The following is a 15871-nucleotide window of genomic DNA, read 5'->3' as shown; positions in this document are numbered from 1 at the left end:
CGTGATTGCGACCATCAACCGCGCCGGGCCGGGGCGGCATGCGGGGCGGTGAAGCCGAGTGTCGCGAACGTGGCTTTCATGTGCGCCGGCAGCTCTGCTTCCACGCTGAGCCGGCCGCCGCGCGGATGCGGCAGAACCAGGCGGCGGGCATGCAGGTGAAGCTGGCGGGGAAACCCCTCGGCGAAGGCGAGGTGCTCGCCATAGGGAGCATCGCCCAGGATCGGCGTGCCGATCGCCGCGCAATGGGCACGCAGCTGGTGGGTGCGGCCGGTGAGCGGATGCAGTTCGAGCCAGGAGAATTTCCGCCCGGCATTGTCGAGGGTGCGGTAATCGGTGATCGCCTTCGCGGCGTCCTCGTCATCACGGTCGGCGGGGCGGGTGCGCGCGCCCTGCGCGCCGCCGATGCGGGCGAGCGGCAGGTCGATCTGGCCTTCCATCGGGATCGGCAGGCCAACGACGATGGCCCAGTAGGTCTTTTCCATGTCGCGGCCGCGGAAGGCGGCGGCGAGGCGGTTGGCGGCGAAGGCGTTGCGGGCGAGGACGAGCACGCCGGACGTGTCGCGATCGAGCCGGTGGACCAGGCGGGGGCGGTCGGCGGCGTCGAAACGGAGCGCGTCGAGCATGCCGTCGAGATGCCTGGCGATGCCCTGGCCGCCCTGCGTGGCGAGGCCGGCGGGCTTGTCGATCACCAGCACATCGGCGTCGCGGTGCAGGATGCGGGCGTTCAGCTCCTTGATGTCCCATTCATTGGCCGCGACCGTCTGGCGCGGCTTCGGCGCCGGGGTTTCGGGCACCGGCGGAATCCGCACGACTTGGCCGGCGCCGAGATGGGTCGATGCCTCGGCGCGCTTGCCGTCCACCCTCACCTGCCCGGTGCGGCAGAATTTCTGGATCGCCCCCTGGGTGAGGCCGGGATGCAGGCTGCGGAGAAAGCGGTCGAGCCGCATGTCGGCCTGGTCGGGCTCGACGGTGACGATGCGGACGCTCATGCGCGGTCCTCCCTGAGTTTGGCCCAGTGCAGCAGGCGGCGCTTGATCTCCTGTTCGGCGCCGCGGCCGGCGGGGCGGTAGAAGGTTTCGCGGTTCATGCCGTCGGGGAAATAGGTCTGGCCGGAAAAGGCCTCTTCGCTGTCGTGATCGTATTCGTAGCCGGCGCCATAGCCGAGGTTTTTCATGAGTTTCGTGGGGGCGTTGAGGATATGGGCGGGCGGCGTCAGGCTGCCGGTGGCCTGGGCGGCGCGACGGGCGGCGCCGAAGGCGCGGTAGGCGGCGTTCGATTTCGGCGCCGTCGCGAGGTAGAGCACGAGCTGGGCGATGGCAAGATCGCCCTCCGGGCTGCCGAGCCGCTCATAGGCCTCCCACGCGGCGATGGCCTGGGTGAGCGCGGCCGGATCGGCGAGGCCGATATCCTCGACGGCGAAGCGGGTCAGGCGGCGGGCGATGTAGCGCGGGTCCTCGCCGCCGGCGAGCATGCGGGCGTACCAGTAGAGCGCGGCGTCGGGGTCGGAGCCGCGCATCGATTTGTGCAGGGCGGAGATGAGGTTGTAGTGCTCCTCGCGATCGCGATCGTAGAGGGCGGCGCGGCGGGCGATGAGGGTGGCGAGCGCCGCTTCGTCGAGCGGTGCTGGCGGGTTCGCGGCGAAGAGCTGCTCGGCCATGTTGAGGATCGCGCGGCCATCGCCATCCGCCATCGCGCGGAGGGCGGCGCGGGCGGCGTCGGTAAGGGCCAGGTCGCGCGCCATCTCCGCTTCGGCGCGGCGGAGCAAGAGTTCCAGCGCGTCGTCGTCGAGGCGGCGGAGGACGAGCACCTGACAGCGGGAGAGCAGCGCGCCGTTGAGCTCGAAGGACGGGTTTTCGGTGGTCGCACCGACGAGGGTGATGGTTCCCTCCTCGACCACGGGCAGGAACCCGTCCTGCTGGGCGCGGTTGAAGCGGTGGATTTCATCGACGAAGAGCAGCGTGCGCGCGCCGGTGCGGCGGCGGCGGGCCGCTTCCTCGAAGACGCGCTTGAGATCGGCGACACCGGAGAACACGGCGGAGATCTGCACGAAGACGAGGCCGGCGCGGTCGGCGAGCAGGCGGGCGATGGTCGTCTTGCCGACGCCGGGCGGGCCCCAGAGGATGAGCGAGGCGAGGCTGCCGCGTTCGAGCATGCGGGTCAGCGTGCCGTCCGGCCCGACGAGATGCGGCTGACCGATCACCTCGGCGAGTGCGCGCGGGCGCAAGCGCTCGGCCAGCGGCACGGCGCCGCGCGGGGCGGCGGCAGGCGCGGGCGCGGCATCGCCGAAAAGATCGCCGTCGGGAGATGGGGTGCGGGCCATCCGGCCTCTATAGTTCAATCGCGCCGATAGAGCACGCGCAGCACGACGAACCAGTCATACCGCGGGTCGACGATCGTGCCGTCGCGGTGCAGGAGGGTGCCGCGCGCGGTGAGCGGGACATGGGTGAGTGCCACCGTGTCATCGACATTGCCGCCGATGATGGAAAGCTCGGTCGGCGTCGCGACGACGACGATGGCGCAGTGCGCGGGGAAATATGCCCGGCGCGGCAGATCGGCATAGGTGATGTGGGCGGCGCTGGCGCGGCCGGCGCAGATGAGATCGCCGGGCGCGGGGGCGTGGGTCGCGGGATTTTCGGCGCGGAGTTCGGGCGGTTTCGCGCCGTGAGCGGTGGCGTCATGGGCGGCGCGCCAGGCGGCGTCGATATACTGCGCATGGTCGGGCGCGTAGGGGAAATCCGGGCCGGCGCCGGCCATCCGCATGACATAGGAAATGAAGGCGGCGGACCAGGCGTAGCGACCGTTCACCGCGCGCGGGAAGACGCGGCCCGCCGCATCGTGCTTGCCGGTCCAGCGGTCTTCGGGACGGCCGGCGTTCATGCCGATCCACCAGTAGAGCCCGACTTCCTGCCAGCCGGCATTGTCGCGCTCCTGCAACGCGGGGGGTGGCAATGCGGGGTCGTCATCGGCGGGGCCGTCGATGACGGGGCTGCCCCAGTAGCGCCACTCGCCCTCGGCAACGCCGATGGCGGCGCTGCGCGAGAACGCGGCATAGGGCTTGTTGGCGAAGGGCGGCGCGTGCGCGTCCGGCCGCATCGCGCAACCCGCAAGTGCTGCGAGCAGTGCAACAAGGCCGAGGGCGCGGCGCGCCGCCGTGTTCACGCCGCCGTCTGCAACGCCTGGTCGGGGAACATCGCGGCCAGCGCCGGCGCGCTCGCCGCACAGATGCCGCGCTCGGTGATCAGGCCGGAGACGAGGCGCGCGGGGGTGACATCGAAAGCCGGGTTGGCGGCCGGGCTGTCCTTCGGGACGATGCGGACGGTCATCATCGCGCCATCGAGCGCGCGGCCGGTGATGGTGGTGACCTCGGCCGGCGCGCGTTCCTCGATCGGGATCGAGCCGAGCCCGTCGGTAATCGTCCAGTCGATCGTCGAGGAGGGCAGCGCCACGTAGAAGGGCACGCCGTTGTCGCGCGCGGCGAGCGCCTTGAGATAGGTGCCGATCTTGTTGGCGACATCGCCGGCGCGGGTGACGCGGTCGGTGCCGACAATGACCATGTCGACCGCGCCGCGCTGCATGAAATGACCGCCGGCATTGTCGACGATCACGGTGTGCGGCACGCCGTGCTTGCCGAGTTCCCAGGCGGTGAGCGAGAAACCCTGGTTGCGCGGGCGGGTTTCATCGACGAGGACATGAACGTCGATGCCGGCATCGTGCGCCATGTAGATCGGCGCGAGCGCGGTGCCCCAGTCGACCGTCGCGATCCAGCCGGCATTGCAATGGGTGAGGATGTTGACCCGGTGGCCGGCCTGCGCGCGGGCGCGGATGAGGGCAAGGCCGTGCTCGCCGATGGCGCGGTTGGTCGCCACATCCTCGTCGCAGATCGCGGCGGCCTCGGCATAGGCGGCATCGGCGCGCTCGGCGGGGGGATGCGCGGCGAGGGTGCGCTGCATGCGCAGGAGCGCCCAGCGCAGATTGATCGCGGTCGGGCGCGTTGCGGCGAGCATGGGAATGACCGTCGCCAGCGCCTCGTCCGACGGGTCGGCGCGCATGGCGAGGGCGACGCCATAGGCGGCGGTGGCGCCGATCAGCGGGGCGCCGCGCACGAGCATCGCGCTGATCGCGTGGGCGACCTGCTCCGGCGTGGTCAGCCGCGGGATTTCGATGGCCCAGGGCAGCCTGGTCTGGTCGATGATGCGAACCGACCAGCGGTCGGATTCATCGATCCAGATCGAACGATAGGGTGTGCCGTCGATTTTCATCTCTCACCTCGAAACTGCGTCCGCCGATCTGGCGCGAGGCGGGCCGCCGCGTCAATCGCCGCGCGCGCATGGCGTGGTTCCGGGCGATGATTCCGCGCTTACGCGTTGGATGAGTGGCGCGCTTACGCGTTGGATGAGTGGCGCGCTTACGCGTTGGATGAGTGGCGCGCTTACGCGTTGGATGAGTGGCGCGCTTACGCGTTGGATGAGTGGCGCGCTTACGCGCGACGATGCAGCGCGCAGATGAGGGTGAAGAGGCGACGTGCGGTGTCGAAATCGAGCAGCACCTTGCCATCGAGCCGGGCCATGACGAGTTCGGCGCCCTCGTTGTGCAGGCCGCGGCGGCCCATGTCGATCGCCTGGATCCGCGCTTCGCGGCCTTCGGCGACGGCGGCGGCGTAGCTGTCGAGCAGCATCTGGTAATCGCGGATCATCGAGCGGAACGGGCCCGGAGCGAGGACGAGGGTTTGCAGCGTTTCGTCGGACTCGTCGCGAATGTCGAAGACGAGCCGGCCATCCTGCACCGAGAGATGCAGGATGGTCGCGGCGTCGGGATGCGTGGCGAGGGCGAAACGGTTGTCGGCCGCGAGATCGGCGATGGCCTGGTTGCGGTCGGCCTCCTGCATCGGCGAGAGCACGCCGCCGAACTCCTCGTCGAGCACGACACGGCGCAGACGGCCGCGGATGGCGGACGCGCCGTCAGCCATTGCCGGACGGCACCACCCTCGGCGCCGGGCGCAGCAGGTTGACCTTGAGCATGATCGCGAGCGTGGCACCCTTGATCGGCCGCATCATCAGCAGGATCAGCGCCAGGGTCAGCGGCACGAAGATCAACAGCGAGGCGACCCAGCTCATGCCGCCGTCATAGTCGGTGAAGACCATGAGCAGGATGACGATATGCAGCGCGATGACGAGGGTGAGATAGATCGGCGCGTCGTCGCACGGTACGCGGCCGAGCGGGGCGGCGCAGGACGCACATTCGCGCCGCACCTTGAGATAGCCCTCGAAGGCCGAGGCCTCGCCGCACGCCGGGCAGCGCATCGACAGACCGCGGCCAAGAGCGACGCCCCAGCCCGGCATGGCGACTTCGTGCTTCGTCCGCCCGCGCGGTGCAACCCAGGTGATATCGGTGTCGTCGGCCACGCTCGGATTTCCCCTGGCAATGTCCGGAACAATCTCCAGACCTTGACATGATCGACCCGAAGCGACGCGGACGCAAGCCTTTCAGCGCCTCGGCAGAGTGGGAATGCGTGGAGCGCAGGACGGAACTCGCATGACGCTCGACAGTCAAGACGATGCGAAACCGCATCGCGTCATGGAAAAAACGCAAAAAATGGGCACAAGACAAGGAATTGCCGACGCTTTTTGTTGACATCGCATATTCATACGGCCGATAGCGGAAATTGCGTGCGCCGCGCGATTCGCGTCGCAGAACTGTCGAGAGCCGATCGGTCAAATCGAGTAACGCACGCGAAAGGGAAGGATGGACACTGGCCGCAATGCCGCGAAGCCAGGCCTCGAAACGACGGGAAGACTGCCTGCACGACGATGACAACCGCGATGGCGTCACCTCAACTAACCGGACATCAACGGACCCGCGCCGCAAAATCCAGCGAGGTTAGAGCAGCAGAGGCAACGCGGCCCCGCACAGGGCGATTGCGGCCTCCATCATTGTCAAGGGCATGGCTGACCGCGTTACCCGCAACCCCGAGCGAAGGAACAACCTCGTGACCAAGCAAACCGAACCGCGCGCCAAGGCCCTCGCCGTACGCGCCAGCACCAAGACAGCCACCGCGAAAACCGCCGCGAAAGCCAGGACCGCAACCGCCAAGGGCGCGGCCGCGAAACCGGCGACGAAGGCAAAGCCGAAGTCGATTCCTGCAAAGATCGCAACTCCGAAGGCGGTTGCGAAAAAATCCGCGGCAGCGCCGAAGACAGTGAAAAGCGCCGCCGCCAAGACGGCGCCAAAAGCGGCTTCCGCCGCGAAGGCGACCGCCGCCAAGGCTTCTGCCACGAAAGGGGCGGCGGTGAAGACCGCCAGCGCCAGGGCAGCCACCGCAAAGGCGGCTGCGGGGAAGACCACTGCGAAGGCGACCGCTACGAAGGCGGCATCGACGAAAACGGCTGCGACGAAGACGGCCGCGGCGAAGACAAAGACCAAGACGGCAGCGGGCAAGGCCACGACCGCGAAAGCGGCGCCGAAGACGGCCGCCGCCAGTGCCAGGACGGCGGCGAAAAAATCCGCCCCCGCCAAGACCGCGACGAAGCCCGCCGCCGTGGCGAAAGCCGGAGCGAAGACAGGGGCGGAGACAGGGGCGAAGACAGGGGCGAAATCTGCCGCAAAAACCGCCGCCGGCAAGCCGGGCAGCGCGAAAGTCGCTGCGGCGAAGAGCGTGGTTGTGAAGGCGACGGCGGCGAAGCCGGCGCCGAAATCGGCCGCGAAGCCCGCGACGAAGACAGGCGGCAAGGCCGCCGCGCCAGCCAAGACGGTGAGCCGCACCGCGGCGACGACCCGGAAGACCGCGAATGGCAAACCGACCAGCGCCGCCCGCGCCATGCCGGACCGGCGCGCCGCGAAGCCGGTTGTCGCACGGCCGTCTGCAGGACGCACCCGCAAGACCGAGCCCGCGACGCCGGCCGCCCCCCCGGCGCCGGACGTCACCCCGGACGGCGAGGATAGCGGGACCTGATAATTGTTGTTATCGATTGATGATAAATAAATATCGATAAATCACCGTATTCCGACCGGGTGAAATCATCCGGTCGGAATACGCGGTCGGCTTGCGGAATCAGCCTTTCGCGGCTATGCCGGCGCGTGACCGGTGGGAGGATGGGCAGGCGTCCTTCAGGATGGTGAGCGAGGTCAGCTTGCCGGTCATCACGAAATTGCCGAAATCGAGCCGCACATCACGCGAGACGCCGTTGGCGAAATAGCGCATTTGCGTGCGGAAATCCGGCTCGTCGTCCTTTTGGGTGCGAGGCCAGAAGCCGATATCCACCAAGGTCGAGGGCAGTTTCGAGAGTCCGGCGAAGCGGTCGCGCCGGGGCTGCCGGTGATCGAGAATGGCGACAAATGTGTGCTCGGCCCCGTGGCTCGACGTGCCATCGAACAATGGCGGGTCGATGCCCTGCTTGCCGGCCTCGGCGGCCTGCAGAATGGTGCGGGTGTGCGCCATTGGGAACAATGTTCCGGGCGGCAGTTTTTCGGTGCGCCCCTGCGGAACGAGATAGGTCACCTCGCCGCCCTTCGGGCCCATCACGGCGGTGCCCTGATCCTGCACCTTCATCGAGGTGCCGTTGCCCTGGCGGAGCAGGAAGGTGAAGCGCCGACCATTCTTCGCCTCCCAGGTATCGTAGTCGCTGACAGTGCGGCTCAGCGTGCCGTCCTGGTTGCGGATCAGCAAGGTCATTTTCTGGCTGACCGTGTAGGCGCCGCAGGTGTTGCGGACGTCGAACACAAGGCGGCCGGTGGCGCCGGTGACGGAATGGCCGCGGACCTTGGAAAGCGTCAGCGTGTAGCTGGCATTCTGCCCGACCAGATGGATGGGCGCGCCGGCTGAGGCAACGGCGGGAAGGGCAAGTGCGGCGAGCAGGGCCGCAACGGGCAGAGTTTTCATGGGCCGCGCCTCCGGCGGCCGCCGCGCCGCTTGTCGGGGTCGTAGCCGCCGCCGCCGGGGCCGAGCGGCTCGGGCGTGCGGTTGCGTGGCCGGCGCTGCGTTGCACTCGGCGCGGGCGGCGGCGTCAGCCCGAGATCGAGCGCCTCAAGCCGCTTGATCTCGTCGCGCAGGCGCGCCGCTTCCTCGAATTCCAGATCGGCCGCGGCGTTGCGCATCCGTTTCTCCAGTTCAGCGATGGTCGATTTCAGATCCTTGCCGACGAATTCGGTAGCACCGCTGTCGCGGATCGGTGCCACGGTAACGTAGTCCTGTTCATACACCGAATGCATGATCTCGCCGATCTGCTTTTTCACGCTTTGCGGCGTGATGCCGTGCGCCGTGTTCCAGGCGGTCTGCTTGGCGCGGCGGCGCTCGGTCTCGTCGATCGCGTATTTGAGGCTGCGGGTCATCGTGTCGGCATACAGGATGACGCGGCCCTCGACATTGCGGGCGGCGCGGCCGATCGTCTGCACCAGCGATGTGGCGGAGCGGAGGAAGCCTTCCTTGTCGGCATCGAGAATGGCGACGAGCATGCATTCGGGAATGTCGAGCCCCTCGCGCAGCAGGTTGATGCCGACCAGAACGTCGTAGGCGCCGAGCCGAAGATCGCGGATGATCTCGATGCGTTCGAGCGTGTCGACATCCGAATGCAGGTAGCGCACGCGGACACCGTTTTCGGTGAGGTATTCGGTCAGGTCCTCGGCCATGCGTTTGGTCAGCGTGGTGACCAGCACGCGGCCGCCGGCCTGCGAGGTGGCGCGGCATTCGGCGAGCAGATCGTCCACCTGATGCTCGACCGGGCGGACATCGATGACGGGATCGACCAGGCCGGTCGGGCGGATGACCTGCTCGGCGAAGACGCCGCCGGTGCGCTCCATCTCCCACGGGCCGGGGGTTGCGGAGACGAAGACGGTCTGCGGCCGAAAACTCTCCCACTCCTCGAATTTCAGCGGCCGGTTGTCGATGCAGGAGGGCAGGCGGAAGCCGAATTCCGAGAGGATCGACTTGCGCGCGAAGTCGCCCTTGAACATGCCGCCGATCTGCGGAACGGTGACATGGCTTTCATCGACGATGAGCAGCGCGTTATCCGGCAGGTATTCGAACAGGGTGGGCGGCGGATCGCCGGGATTGCGGCCGGAGAGGTAGCGCGAGTAGTTCTCGATTCCCTTGCAGGAACCAGTGGTTTCCATCATCTCGATGTCGAAGGTGGTGCGCTGCTGCAATCGCTCGGCTTCGAGCAGCTTGCCGGTTTCGGTGAAGTCGTGCAGCCGCTGCTGGAGTTCCACCTTGATCTTGCCGATCGCCTGGGTGAGCGTCGGGCGCGGGGTGACGTAGTGGCTGTTGGCGTAGATCGCGATCGCGGGCAGGTCAGCCACTTTTTCGCCGGTCAGCGGGTCGAATTCGGCGATGCTCTCGATCTCGTCGCCGAACAGGGTCACGCGCCAGGCGCGGTCTTCGTACTGGCTCGGGAAAATATCGACCGTTTCGCCGCGCAGGCGGAAGGTGCCGCGCTGGAAGGCGGCATCGTTGCGGCGGTATTGCAGTTCGACCAGCGCCTTGGCGAGGCGGTCGCGGTCGATCGAGCCGCCGACTTCGAGGCGGACGACCATCTGGCTGTAGGTCTCGACCGAGCCGATGCCGTAGATGCAGGAGACGGAGGCGACGATGATGACATCGCCGCGCTCGAGCAGCGCCTGGGTGGCGGCGTGGCGCATGCGGTCGATCGCCTCGTTGATCTGGGCGTCTTTTTCTATGTAGGTGTCGGTGCGGGGAACGTAGGCTTCGGGCTGATAGTAGTCGTAGTAGGAGACGAAGTATTCCACCGCGTTTTCCGGGAAGAACGACTTCATCTCGGCATAGAGCTGGGCGGCGAGGGTCTTGTTGGGCGCGAGGATGAGCGCCGGGCGCTGCACCTGCTCGATCACCTTCGCCATCGTGAAGGTCTTGCCGGAGCCGGTCACGCCAAGCAGGACCTGGTCGCGCTCGCCGTCCCGCACGCCGCGGACGAGATCGGCGATGGCGCCCGGCTGGTCGCCGGCGGGCGCGTAGTCGGAGACGACGCGCAGCGGCTTGTGCATCGGCCGCGCCCCCTGACGCTCGGGAATGAACGGCAGGCGGGGCGCGGCGATGGCGGTGGACATGCGGATGCGGTCCGGGTTCAGCCGTGCGGGGTCAGGACTTCTTCGACTCGACGAGATGCTTCATCTCGTCCATCGCCTCGGAGAAGCGCTTGTTCAGCGTCTCCACCGCATCGTGGCTGGAGCGCTGGATGAGATCGCCGAGATCGCGCATGTTGGCGACGGCGCTTTCATAGGCGTTCTTGAGCAGCTCGGCCTGTTTCGCCGCGCGATCCTGCGAGCCGGTCACGGAGGCGAGGCCGCGCAGCTCCTCGGAGAGTTCGGTCATGGTTTTCTGCATGATCTCCATGTGCCGGCGGGCGACCGCCTGGGCCCCCTCAAGGGCGACGCGATTGGCTTCCGACAGCGCCTCGAGATTGCGGCGATAGGCGGCGAGCACGACCTCGACATCCGCCATGGCGGGAAGCTTCATCGCGCTGAACGCCTTGGTGAAGTCGAAATCCGGCAGGAAGGATGGCATCGCGCCATGTTCGGCGCCGTGCTTGGATTTGGGGGATTCGGCCATGGAACGACTCCTCTCCTTGAGATGGGGCATCGATGAGCGGCAGATCGCGCTGCCGCCATAACTCTAGACCCGGCGCCACGGAATCGCGAGGGCTTATATGCCCTCCGCCGGGTCAGCCGAAAGGTCAGGCTCAGGGGTGAAGCTGGCATCGTCACCGGGGTCGGCGGCGAGCGGGCGGGTGCCGTTGAGCTGGAGGGCGGCCTGCTCGGCGCGGGTCAGGGCGGTGTCGAGGGCGGCCATCGTCGCCGAGAGATCCTCGCTGTCGTCACGCAGCCAGGCTCGCACGGTCCAGGCCCAGACGGCGAGCAGCCCGCGCTTGCGCAGGGCGCCGCGCAGCCCGGCGGCGGAGACGCCGGCACCTTCCAGCATCCAGCCCATCGAGGCGAGATTGGCGCGGGCGAGCCAACAGGCGAGCAGCGGGTCGGTCGGGACATGGCGCAGCAGGGCGATGACGCCGGCGCGATGCTGCTGGAGGAAATCGATGCGGCGCATGACGATGTCGAACAGCCGGTCGCGCACCGCGCCATCCGATGCCGCACCGTGCAGGGCGTGCATGTCGGCAAGCCGGCCGAAACGGGCGAGGATCATCCCGGTGCAGGCGAAACTGCGGCGGGCGCGATCGAGATCGAGCCCGCCATGCCGGGCGGCGGCGGCGGCGGTGACCCGGCGCCACCCCTGGCTGGCGCCGAGATCGAAGGCGGCGGCGACCAGATCCTGTTCGAAACGTTCCGTGCTGCTCATGGGTGCAGATTTAGGATGGCGGGGCCGTGCTGCCAACCGCCCTGCCCCGCCGGCAATGCCACGCTGCGGATCAGACCCGTTCGCTGATCGCGATCGCGGCGCGGCAGCCGGCGCGGATCGCCCCCGAGAGCAGGCGATAGAACGGCGCCTGCTCCGCCTCGTTGGCGAGGCCGATGTCGCGGTGTTCCAGCTCTTCCTGGCGGAAGGTCTCGATCGTCGCGGAAAGTTCGGGCTCGGCATCGCCCAGGCGGTCGCGCTGGGCGGCGTAATGCGCGTCGATGGTTTCCTCGACGGCGACGGTGCAGGCCATCGCGGCGCGCGGGCCCATCGCCGCGGTGGCGGCGCCGAGGGCGAAGCCGGCGATGCGCCAGAGCGGCAGCAGCGCGGTCGGGCGCACCCGGCGCTCGCCGACCAGGCGGGAGAACGTGTCGAGATGGACCTGCTCCTGCGCCTTCATGTGGCGCAGCGTGTCGCCATGGCGGCCGCGGCCGAGCACGGCGAGCTGGCCGGCATAGATCTGCTTGGCGCCGAACTCGCCGGCATGGTCGACCCGGATCATGCGGGCGATTTCCGCGCGCGGCGGACGATCGCCGGGGAGATAGTCGATGTCTGTGCTCATGCGTTGCTCCGTTTCTCACGGAAGATATGCGCGCTTGCCGCCAGCGCCACCACCAGCGACCAGATCAGGTCCATCGTCGCGAAGGACACCGGCAGGAAGGGGATGAGAAACACCGGCGCGTCGCACGAGGCGGAGGGGCGGAGCGGCAGGTTGGCGCCGAAGGACGGCGGCGGCGCGTTGCATTCCGGCAGCGGGCTCTTCCACCAGTGCTGCTCGGCGCCGACATGGACGAAGGCGATCGCCACGTTGACGAAGAGCGCGAGGGCGGCGAGGCCGATCAGCACCCGGGCCGGCAGGCGCGGCAGGATCGCCGCGAGGATCCCGAGGGCGGCGGCGATGCGCCAGGGCCAGCGCTCGATATAGCAGAGCGGGCACGGGATCATCCGCAGCACGTCCTGGGCGAAATAGGCGGTGCCGAGGGCGGCGAAGGCGGCAAGGGCGAGAAACAGGCCATAACGCCGGTGCGATGTCATGCTGCGGATATGCCGGAGGGGCTGGCGGCGCGCAATCCGGCGGGGCGCAGGCCGGGCATCACGATCAGTGGCGCCGGTGCCCCCGCCGGGCGGTTCATGCCTTTGGCAGGGCGGCGGCGGCCTCCATCACCGCCTTCGCATGACCGGGCACTTTCACGCCGCGCCAGGCCTTCGCGATGCGGCCATCGGCGCCGACCAGGAAGGTCGAGCGGTCGATGCCCATGTATTTGCGGCCATACATCGACTTCTCGACCCAGGCGCCGAAGGCCTCGACCACGGCGCCGGCTTCGTCGGAGGCCAGCGGGAAGGCGAGATCGTATTTGGCGGCGAATTTCTCCAGCGCCGGCATCTTGTCCTTGGAGACGCCGATCACGTCGATGCCGATGCCGCCGAGTGCCGGCAGCGCCTCCTGGAAGGCGCAGGCTTCCTTGGTGCAGCCGGGCGTGTCGGCCTTCGGGTAGAAATAGAGAATGAAGGGCCGGCCCTTGTAGCCGGCCAGCGAAACGGTGCGCCCGCCGGTCGCGGGCAGGGTGAAATCCGGCGCGTGGTCGCCTTCGGCAACGCTCATGCTGTGTCTCCTCGTGGATTGGTGATGCCGCGCGGATCGCCGAGATGGCGCACGAAGGACGTGCGGACGACGGCGGCCTGCGCCTCCATCGTGGCGATGATCCCGTCGAAATCAAGCGCGCCGGCGGCGGCGAGAATGGGGGCCAGGGCTGATTTCGGAGATTCGGAGCGGGGATCGGCGAGGCCGGTGATGCGGCGCATGGCCTGCACGGCGCGATACCAGCGATCGGCCGCGGCGAGCGCGCCGGCCTCGTCGGGGGCGAGCGCGCCGCAGGCTTCGAGGGCCGCGAGCGCCTCGGCGGTGCGCTGGCGGAACCGCGCGGGCTGGCCGCGGAAATGGACGAGTTGCAGCGCCTCGGCGATGAAGCCGAGCTCCATCATGCCGCCGGCGCGGTGCTTGAGGTCGAACGAGCCGGCGGGCGGGGCGTCGCGCGCGAGGCGGGCGCGCATCGCCACCGTATCCGCGCGGGTGGTCGCGGGCGGGACATCGCGCGCGAGGGCGGCGCGGATTTCGGCATCGACCACCGGCGCGAAACCGCGGGTGGCGGCGAGCACACGCGCGCGGGTCAGCGCCAGGCGTTCCCAGGTCCAGGCTTCCTCGGCGTGGTAGCGGCGGAAGGCGGCGCGCGAGACGGCGACCGGCCCCTTGTTGCCGGACGGGCGGAGCCGCATGTCGACCGCGTAGATCGCCCCCTCGGCGCCGGGAGCGGTGATGGCGGCGACCAGCGCGTGCGCGAGGCGCGAGAAATACTGGCTCGGCGGCAGGCGGGCGGCGGCGGCTTCGGGCGGGTGGTCGTAGATCAGCATCAGGTCGAGATCGGAGCCGGGCTGCATCTCGCGCGCGCCGACCCGCCCGAGCGCGACGATGGCGAAGCGCCCGCCCCGCACCCGGCCGTGGCGGGCGGCGAAATCGGCCATCACCCGGGGCAGCAGGGCGGCGAGCGCGGCATCGGCGAGATCGGTCCGCCAGGTCGAGGCCTGATCGGCGTCGATCCGGCGTTCCAGTGTCGCGACCGCGAGGTGGAATTCCTCGCGCCGGACGAAGCGGCGCAGCGTGTCGAGCGCGGTTTCGAGATCGGCGGCGTCGCGCAGCAGGCGGCGCAGCGCGGGGCCGGGACGGGTGAAGCGGGCGACCGGGGCGAGCAGCGCATCGAGCGCGCCGGGATGGGTGGCGAGATGATCGGCGAGCGGCGGCGCGGCGCCGAGAACGGTCGCCAGCCGGTCGAGCAGCGCGGGGTTGTGCTGGAACAGCGAGAGCAGGCTGACGCCGGCGCTCTGGCGTTCCAGCATCCGGTCGAACCGGCGGAAGGCGAGATCGGGATCGGGCTGGCCGCCGAGGGCGCGCAGCAGCGCCGGCAGGATGGAATCGAGCAGTTCGCGGGCGCGCGCGGTGCGCAGCGCCGGCAGCGTGCCGTTGCGCCAGAGCCGGAGCCTGACCGCGAGATGTTGCGGATCGGCGAAGCCGAGCGTCCGCGCCTGCGCGGCGAAGGCGGCGGGGGCGGCGCCGGACTCGCCGGGATCGGGCGCGCCATCCTCGTCGCGGCCCGGATCGGCGTCGAAGAAATCGGCGAAGAGGGCGTTCACCGTCTCGCAGAGCGCATCGAGCCAAGCTGCGAAGCGCGCGGCGTCCGGCATGTTCATGAAGGTGGCGAAGCGGGCGAGGCCGGCCTCGGTCTCGGGCAGGGTGTGGGTCTGGCGATCCTCGACCATTTGCAGCCGGTGCTCGATCTGGCGGAGCGCGCGATAGGCGGCGGCGAGGTCGCGCGCGGCGGCGCGCGGCAGGTGGCCAGCGGCGGCGAGCGCGCGCAGGGCCGGCAGCGTGGCCGGGATGCGCAGCGCCGGCTCGTGCCCGCCCCAGACCAGTTCCAGCGTCTGCACGATGAACTCGATTTCGCGAATGCCGCCGCGGCCGAGCTTGACGTCGCGCCCGGCGATGCGGCCCGGGGCGTCGCGGCGGCGCTGGTCGATCCGCCGCTTCATCTCATGGATTTCGGCGACCGCGGCGAAATCGAGATTGCGGCGCCAGATGAAGGGGCGGATCTGCTCGAGGAAGGACGCGCCGAACGCGCGGTCGCCGGCGACCGGCCGGGCCTTGGAAAACGCGGCGCGCTCCCACGTGCGGCCCTGGCTTTCATAGTAGCTGAGGGCGGCGGCGAGGCTTATGACCGGCGGGGTGGCGGCGGGATCGGGGCGCAGGCGCAGATCGACGCGGAAGACCATGCCATCCGCATCGCGCTCGGTGAGCAGCGGGACGAGATCGCGCGCGAGACGCGCCATGGCGGATTGCGAATCGTCCCGGTAAACGGAAGATGAAGGATCGAACAGCAGCACGAGGTCGATATCGCTCGAATAGTTCAACTCGCGCGCGCCGAGCTTGCCCATGCCGAGCACGGCGAAGCGGCTCGCCCGTTCGGGATCGGCCGGATCGGGCAGGCTGATGGTGCCGCGCGCGTGCAGGTGGCGCAGCAGATGGCGCAGCGCGAGGCCGATACTGGCATCGGCAAGGTCGGACAGCGCGGCGGTCACCTGCTCGACGCTCCAGGCGCCGGAGAGATCGGCCAGCGCGATGGCCAGCGCGGCACGCCGCTTGGCCTCGCGCAGGGCACGGCCGATCGCGGCGCGGGTGGCGAGCGGGTCGGCATCGCGCAGCAGGGCCAGCGCCTCGGCCATCACGGCGCCGGCGCCCTCGGCGAGCACGCGCGGCGGGATGTCGGGTTCGCGCAGGGCGAGATGGGCGAGATGCGGGGCGTTGCCGCCGAGACAGTCGAGCAGGGCGCGGCCGGGTGCCGCATCGGCGAAATGTCGCGCGGCGGGGCCGATCGCGGCGAAGTCCGCCGCGAACGACGCGGCGGCGCGCGTATCGGCGGGCGGCGGAAATCCGGGGGCCGGCGGCAGGAACTCGTTCATGCGGCC

Annotated in this window: 15 protein-coding genes; all 15 read right to left on the bottom strand. The window is 69.3% G+C overall.

Translation table 11 applies throughout. The features are described from left to right. Positions 1-14 precede the first annotated feature (14 nt). Positions 15-989 carry an RluA family pseudouridine synthase gene (locus tag ACIDOCELLA78_RS000000105390; protein ID WP_201728713.1) on the bottom strand — a complete coding sequence of 325 codons (975 nt, stop codon included), beginning with the start codon at positions 987-989 and terminating at the stop codon, positions 15-17. Next, on the bottom strand, positions 986-2320 hold the full coding sequence (locus ACIDOCELLA78_RS000000105385) for a replication-associated recombination protein A (RefSeq protein WP_201728712.1): 1335 nt from the start codon (positions 2318-2320) through the stop codon (positions 986-988). The genes ACIDOCELLA78_RS000000105390 and ACIDOCELLA78_RS000000105385 overlap by 4 nt, the downstream gene beginning before the upstream one ends. Positions 2321-2334: 14 nt before the next feature. Then, positions 2335-3159: a DUF2272 domain-containing protein gene (locus ACIDOCELLA78_RS000000105380; RefSeq protein ID WP_201728711.1), complete on the bottom strand. Its 825-nt coding sequence runs from the start codon at positions 3157-3159 to the stop codon at positions 2335-2337. Then, a complete protein-coding gene (gene mtnA, locus ACIDOCELLA78_RS000000105375) occupies positions 3156-4259 on the bottom strand; it encodes an S-methyl-5-thioribose-1-phosphate isomerase (protein WP_201728710.1) in 1104 nt (367 codons plus the stop codon). Before mtnA ends, ACIDOCELLA78_RS000000105380 begins: the two co-directional genes overlap by 4 nt. Before the next feature lie 218 nt (positions 4260-4477). Next, positions 4478-4966 carry a UPF0262 family protein gene (locus ACIDOCELLA78_RS000000105370; protein ID WP_201728709.1) on the bottom strand — a complete coding sequence of 163 codons (489 nt, stop codon included), beginning with the start codon at positions 4964-4966 and terminating at the stop codon, positions 4478-4480. Next, positions 4959-5402 (bottom strand): DUF983 domain-containing protein, encoded by a 444-nt coding sequence (locus tag ACIDOCELLA78_RS000000105365; protein ID WP_201728708.1) that lies wholly within the window; start codon positions 5400-5402, stop codon positions 4959-4961. The genes ACIDOCELLA78_RS000000105370 and ACIDOCELLA78_RS000000105365 overlap by 8 nt, the downstream gene beginning before the upstream one ends. A gap of 475 nt (positions 5403-5877) precedes the next feature. Further along, positions 5878-6816 carry a hypothetical protein gene (locus ACIDOCELLA78_RS000000105360; RefSeq protein WP_201728707.1) on the bottom strand — a complete coding sequence of 313 codons (939 nt, stop codon included), beginning with the start codon at positions 6814-6816 and terminating at the stop codon, positions 5878-5880. Positions 6817-7048: 232 nt separating this feature from the next. Beyond that, positions 7049-7876, bottom strand: coding sequence for a cell envelope integrity EipB family protein (locus tag ACIDOCELLA78_RS000000105355; RefSeq protein WP_201728706.1), 828 nt, complete (start codon positions 7874-7876; stop codon positions 7049-7051). Next, on the bottom strand, positions 7873-10056 hold the full coding sequence (gene uvrB, locus ACIDOCELLA78_RS000000105350) for an excinuclease ABC subunit UvrB (protein WP_283770835.1): 2184 nt from the start codon (positions 10054-10056) through the stop codon (positions 7873-7875). The genes ACIDOCELLA78_RS000000105355 and uvrB overlap by 4 nt, the downstream gene beginning before the upstream one ends. 31 nt (positions 10057-10087) lie before the next feature. Beyond that, entirely contained in the window at positions 10088-10558 is a 471-nt protein-coding gene (locus tag ACIDOCELLA78_RS000000105345) for a phasin family protein (RefSeq protein WP_201728705.1), read from the bottom strand. A 93-nt stretch (positions 10559-10651) separates the two neighbouring features. After that, positions 10652-11299 (bottom strand): TetR family transcriptional regulator, encoded by a 648-nt coding sequence (locus ACIDOCELLA78_RS000000105340; protein WP_201728704.1) that lies wholly within the window; start codon positions 11297-11299, stop codon positions 10652-10654. Between the two features lie 70 nt (positions 11300-11369). After that, positions 11370-11918 (bottom strand): demethoxyubiquinone hydroxylase family protein, encoded by a 549-nt coding sequence (locus ACIDOCELLA78_RS000000105335; RefSeq protein ID WP_201728703.1) that lies wholly within the window; start codon positions 11916-11918, stop codon positions 11370-11372. After that, a complete protein-coding gene (locus ACIDOCELLA78_RS000000105330) occupies positions 11915-12391 on the bottom strand; it encodes a disulfide bond formation protein B (RefSeq protein ID WP_201728702.1) in 477 nt (158 codons plus the stop codon). The genes ACIDOCELLA78_RS000000105335 and ACIDOCELLA78_RS000000105330 overlap by 4 nt, the downstream gene beginning before the upstream one ends. A 94-nt stretch (positions 12392-12485) precedes the next feature. Then, complete coding sequence (gene bcp, locus ACIDOCELLA78_RS000000105325) at positions 12486-12959, bottom strand: thioredoxin-dependent thiol peroxidase (protein ID WP_201728701.1); 474 nt, start codon at positions 12957-12959, stop codon at positions 12486-12488. After that, positions 12956-15865 carry a bifunctional [glutamine synthetase] adenylyltransferase/[glutamine synthetase]-adenylyl-L-tyrosine phosphorylase gene (locus ACIDOCELLA78_RS000000105320; RefSeq protein WP_201728700.1) on the bottom strand — a complete coding sequence of 970 codons (2910 nt, stop codon included), beginning with the start codon at positions 15863-15865 and terminating at the stop codon, positions 12956-12958. The genes bcp and ACIDOCELLA78_RS000000105320 overlap by 4 nt, the downstream gene beginning before the upstream one ends. Positions 15866-15871 lie beyond the last annotated feature (6 nt).

Source organism: Acidocella sp. C78, assembly GCF_907164655.1.
This window is presented reverse-complemented; position numbering and strand designations above follow the sequence as displayed.

What these genes read in the sequence shown, in the direction of transcription:
- ACIDOCELLA78_RS000000105390 (WP_201728713.1), bottom strand. Translation starts at nt 989, where the DNA reads ATGAGCGTCCGCATCGTCACCGTCGAGCCCGACCAGGCCGACATGCGG.
- ACIDOCELLA78_RS000000105385 (WP_201728712.1), bottom strand. Translation starts at nt 2,320, where the DNA reads ATGGCCCGCACCCCATCTCCCGACGGCGATCTTTTCGGCGATGCCGCG.
- mtnA (WP_201728710.1), bottom strand. Translation starts at nt 4,259, where the DNA reads ATGAAAATCGACGGCACACCCTATCGTTCGATCTGGATCGATGAATCC.
- ACIDOCELLA78_RS000000105370 (WP_201728709.1), bottom strand. Translation starts at nt 4,966, where the DNA reads ATGGCTGACGGCGCGTCCGCCATCCGCGGCCGTCTGCGCCGTGTCGTG.
- ACIDOCELLA78_RS000000105360 (WP_201728707.1), bottom strand. Translation starts at nt 6,816, where the DNA reads ATGGCGCGGGCGGCGCTGGTCGGTTTGCCATTCGCGGTCTTCCGGGTC.
- ACIDOCELLA78_RS000000105355 (WP_201728706.1), bottom strand. Translation starts at nt 7,876, where the DNA reads ATGAAAACTCTGCCCGTTGCGGCCCTGCTCGCCGCACTTGCCCTTCCC.
- uvrB (WP_283770835.1), bottom strand. Translation starts at nt 10,056, where the DNA reads ATGTCCACCGCCATCGCCGCGCCCCGCCTGCCGTTCATTCCCGAGCGT.
- ACIDOCELLA78_RS000000105345 (WP_201728705.1), bottom strand. Translation starts at nt 10,558, where the DNA reads ATGGCCGAATCCCCCAAATCCAAGCACGGCGCCGAACATGGCGCGATG.
- ACIDOCELLA78_RS000000105340 (WP_201728704.1), bottom strand. Translation starts at nt 11,299, where the DNA reads ATGAGCAGCACGGAACGTTTCGAACAGGATCTGGTCGCCGCCGCCTTC.
- ACIDOCELLA78_RS000000105335 (WP_201728703.1), bottom strand. Translation starts at nt 11,918, where the DNA reads ATGAGCACAGACATCGACTATCTCCCCGGCGATCGTCCGCCGCGCGCG.
- ACIDOCELLA78_RS000000105330 (WP_201728702.1), bottom strand. Translation starts at nt 12,391, where the DNA reads ATGACATCGCACCGGCGTTATGGCCTGTTTCTCGCCCTTGCCGCCTTC.
- bcp (WP_201728701.1), bottom strand. Translation starts at nt 12,959, where the DNA reads ATGAGCGTTGCCGAAGGCGACCACGCGCCGGATTTCACCCTGCCCGCG.
- ACIDOCELLA78_RS000000105320 (WP_201728700.1), bottom strand. Translation starts at nt 15,865, where the DNA reads ATGAACGAGTTCCTGCCGCCGGCCCCCGGATTTCCGCCGCCCGCCGAT.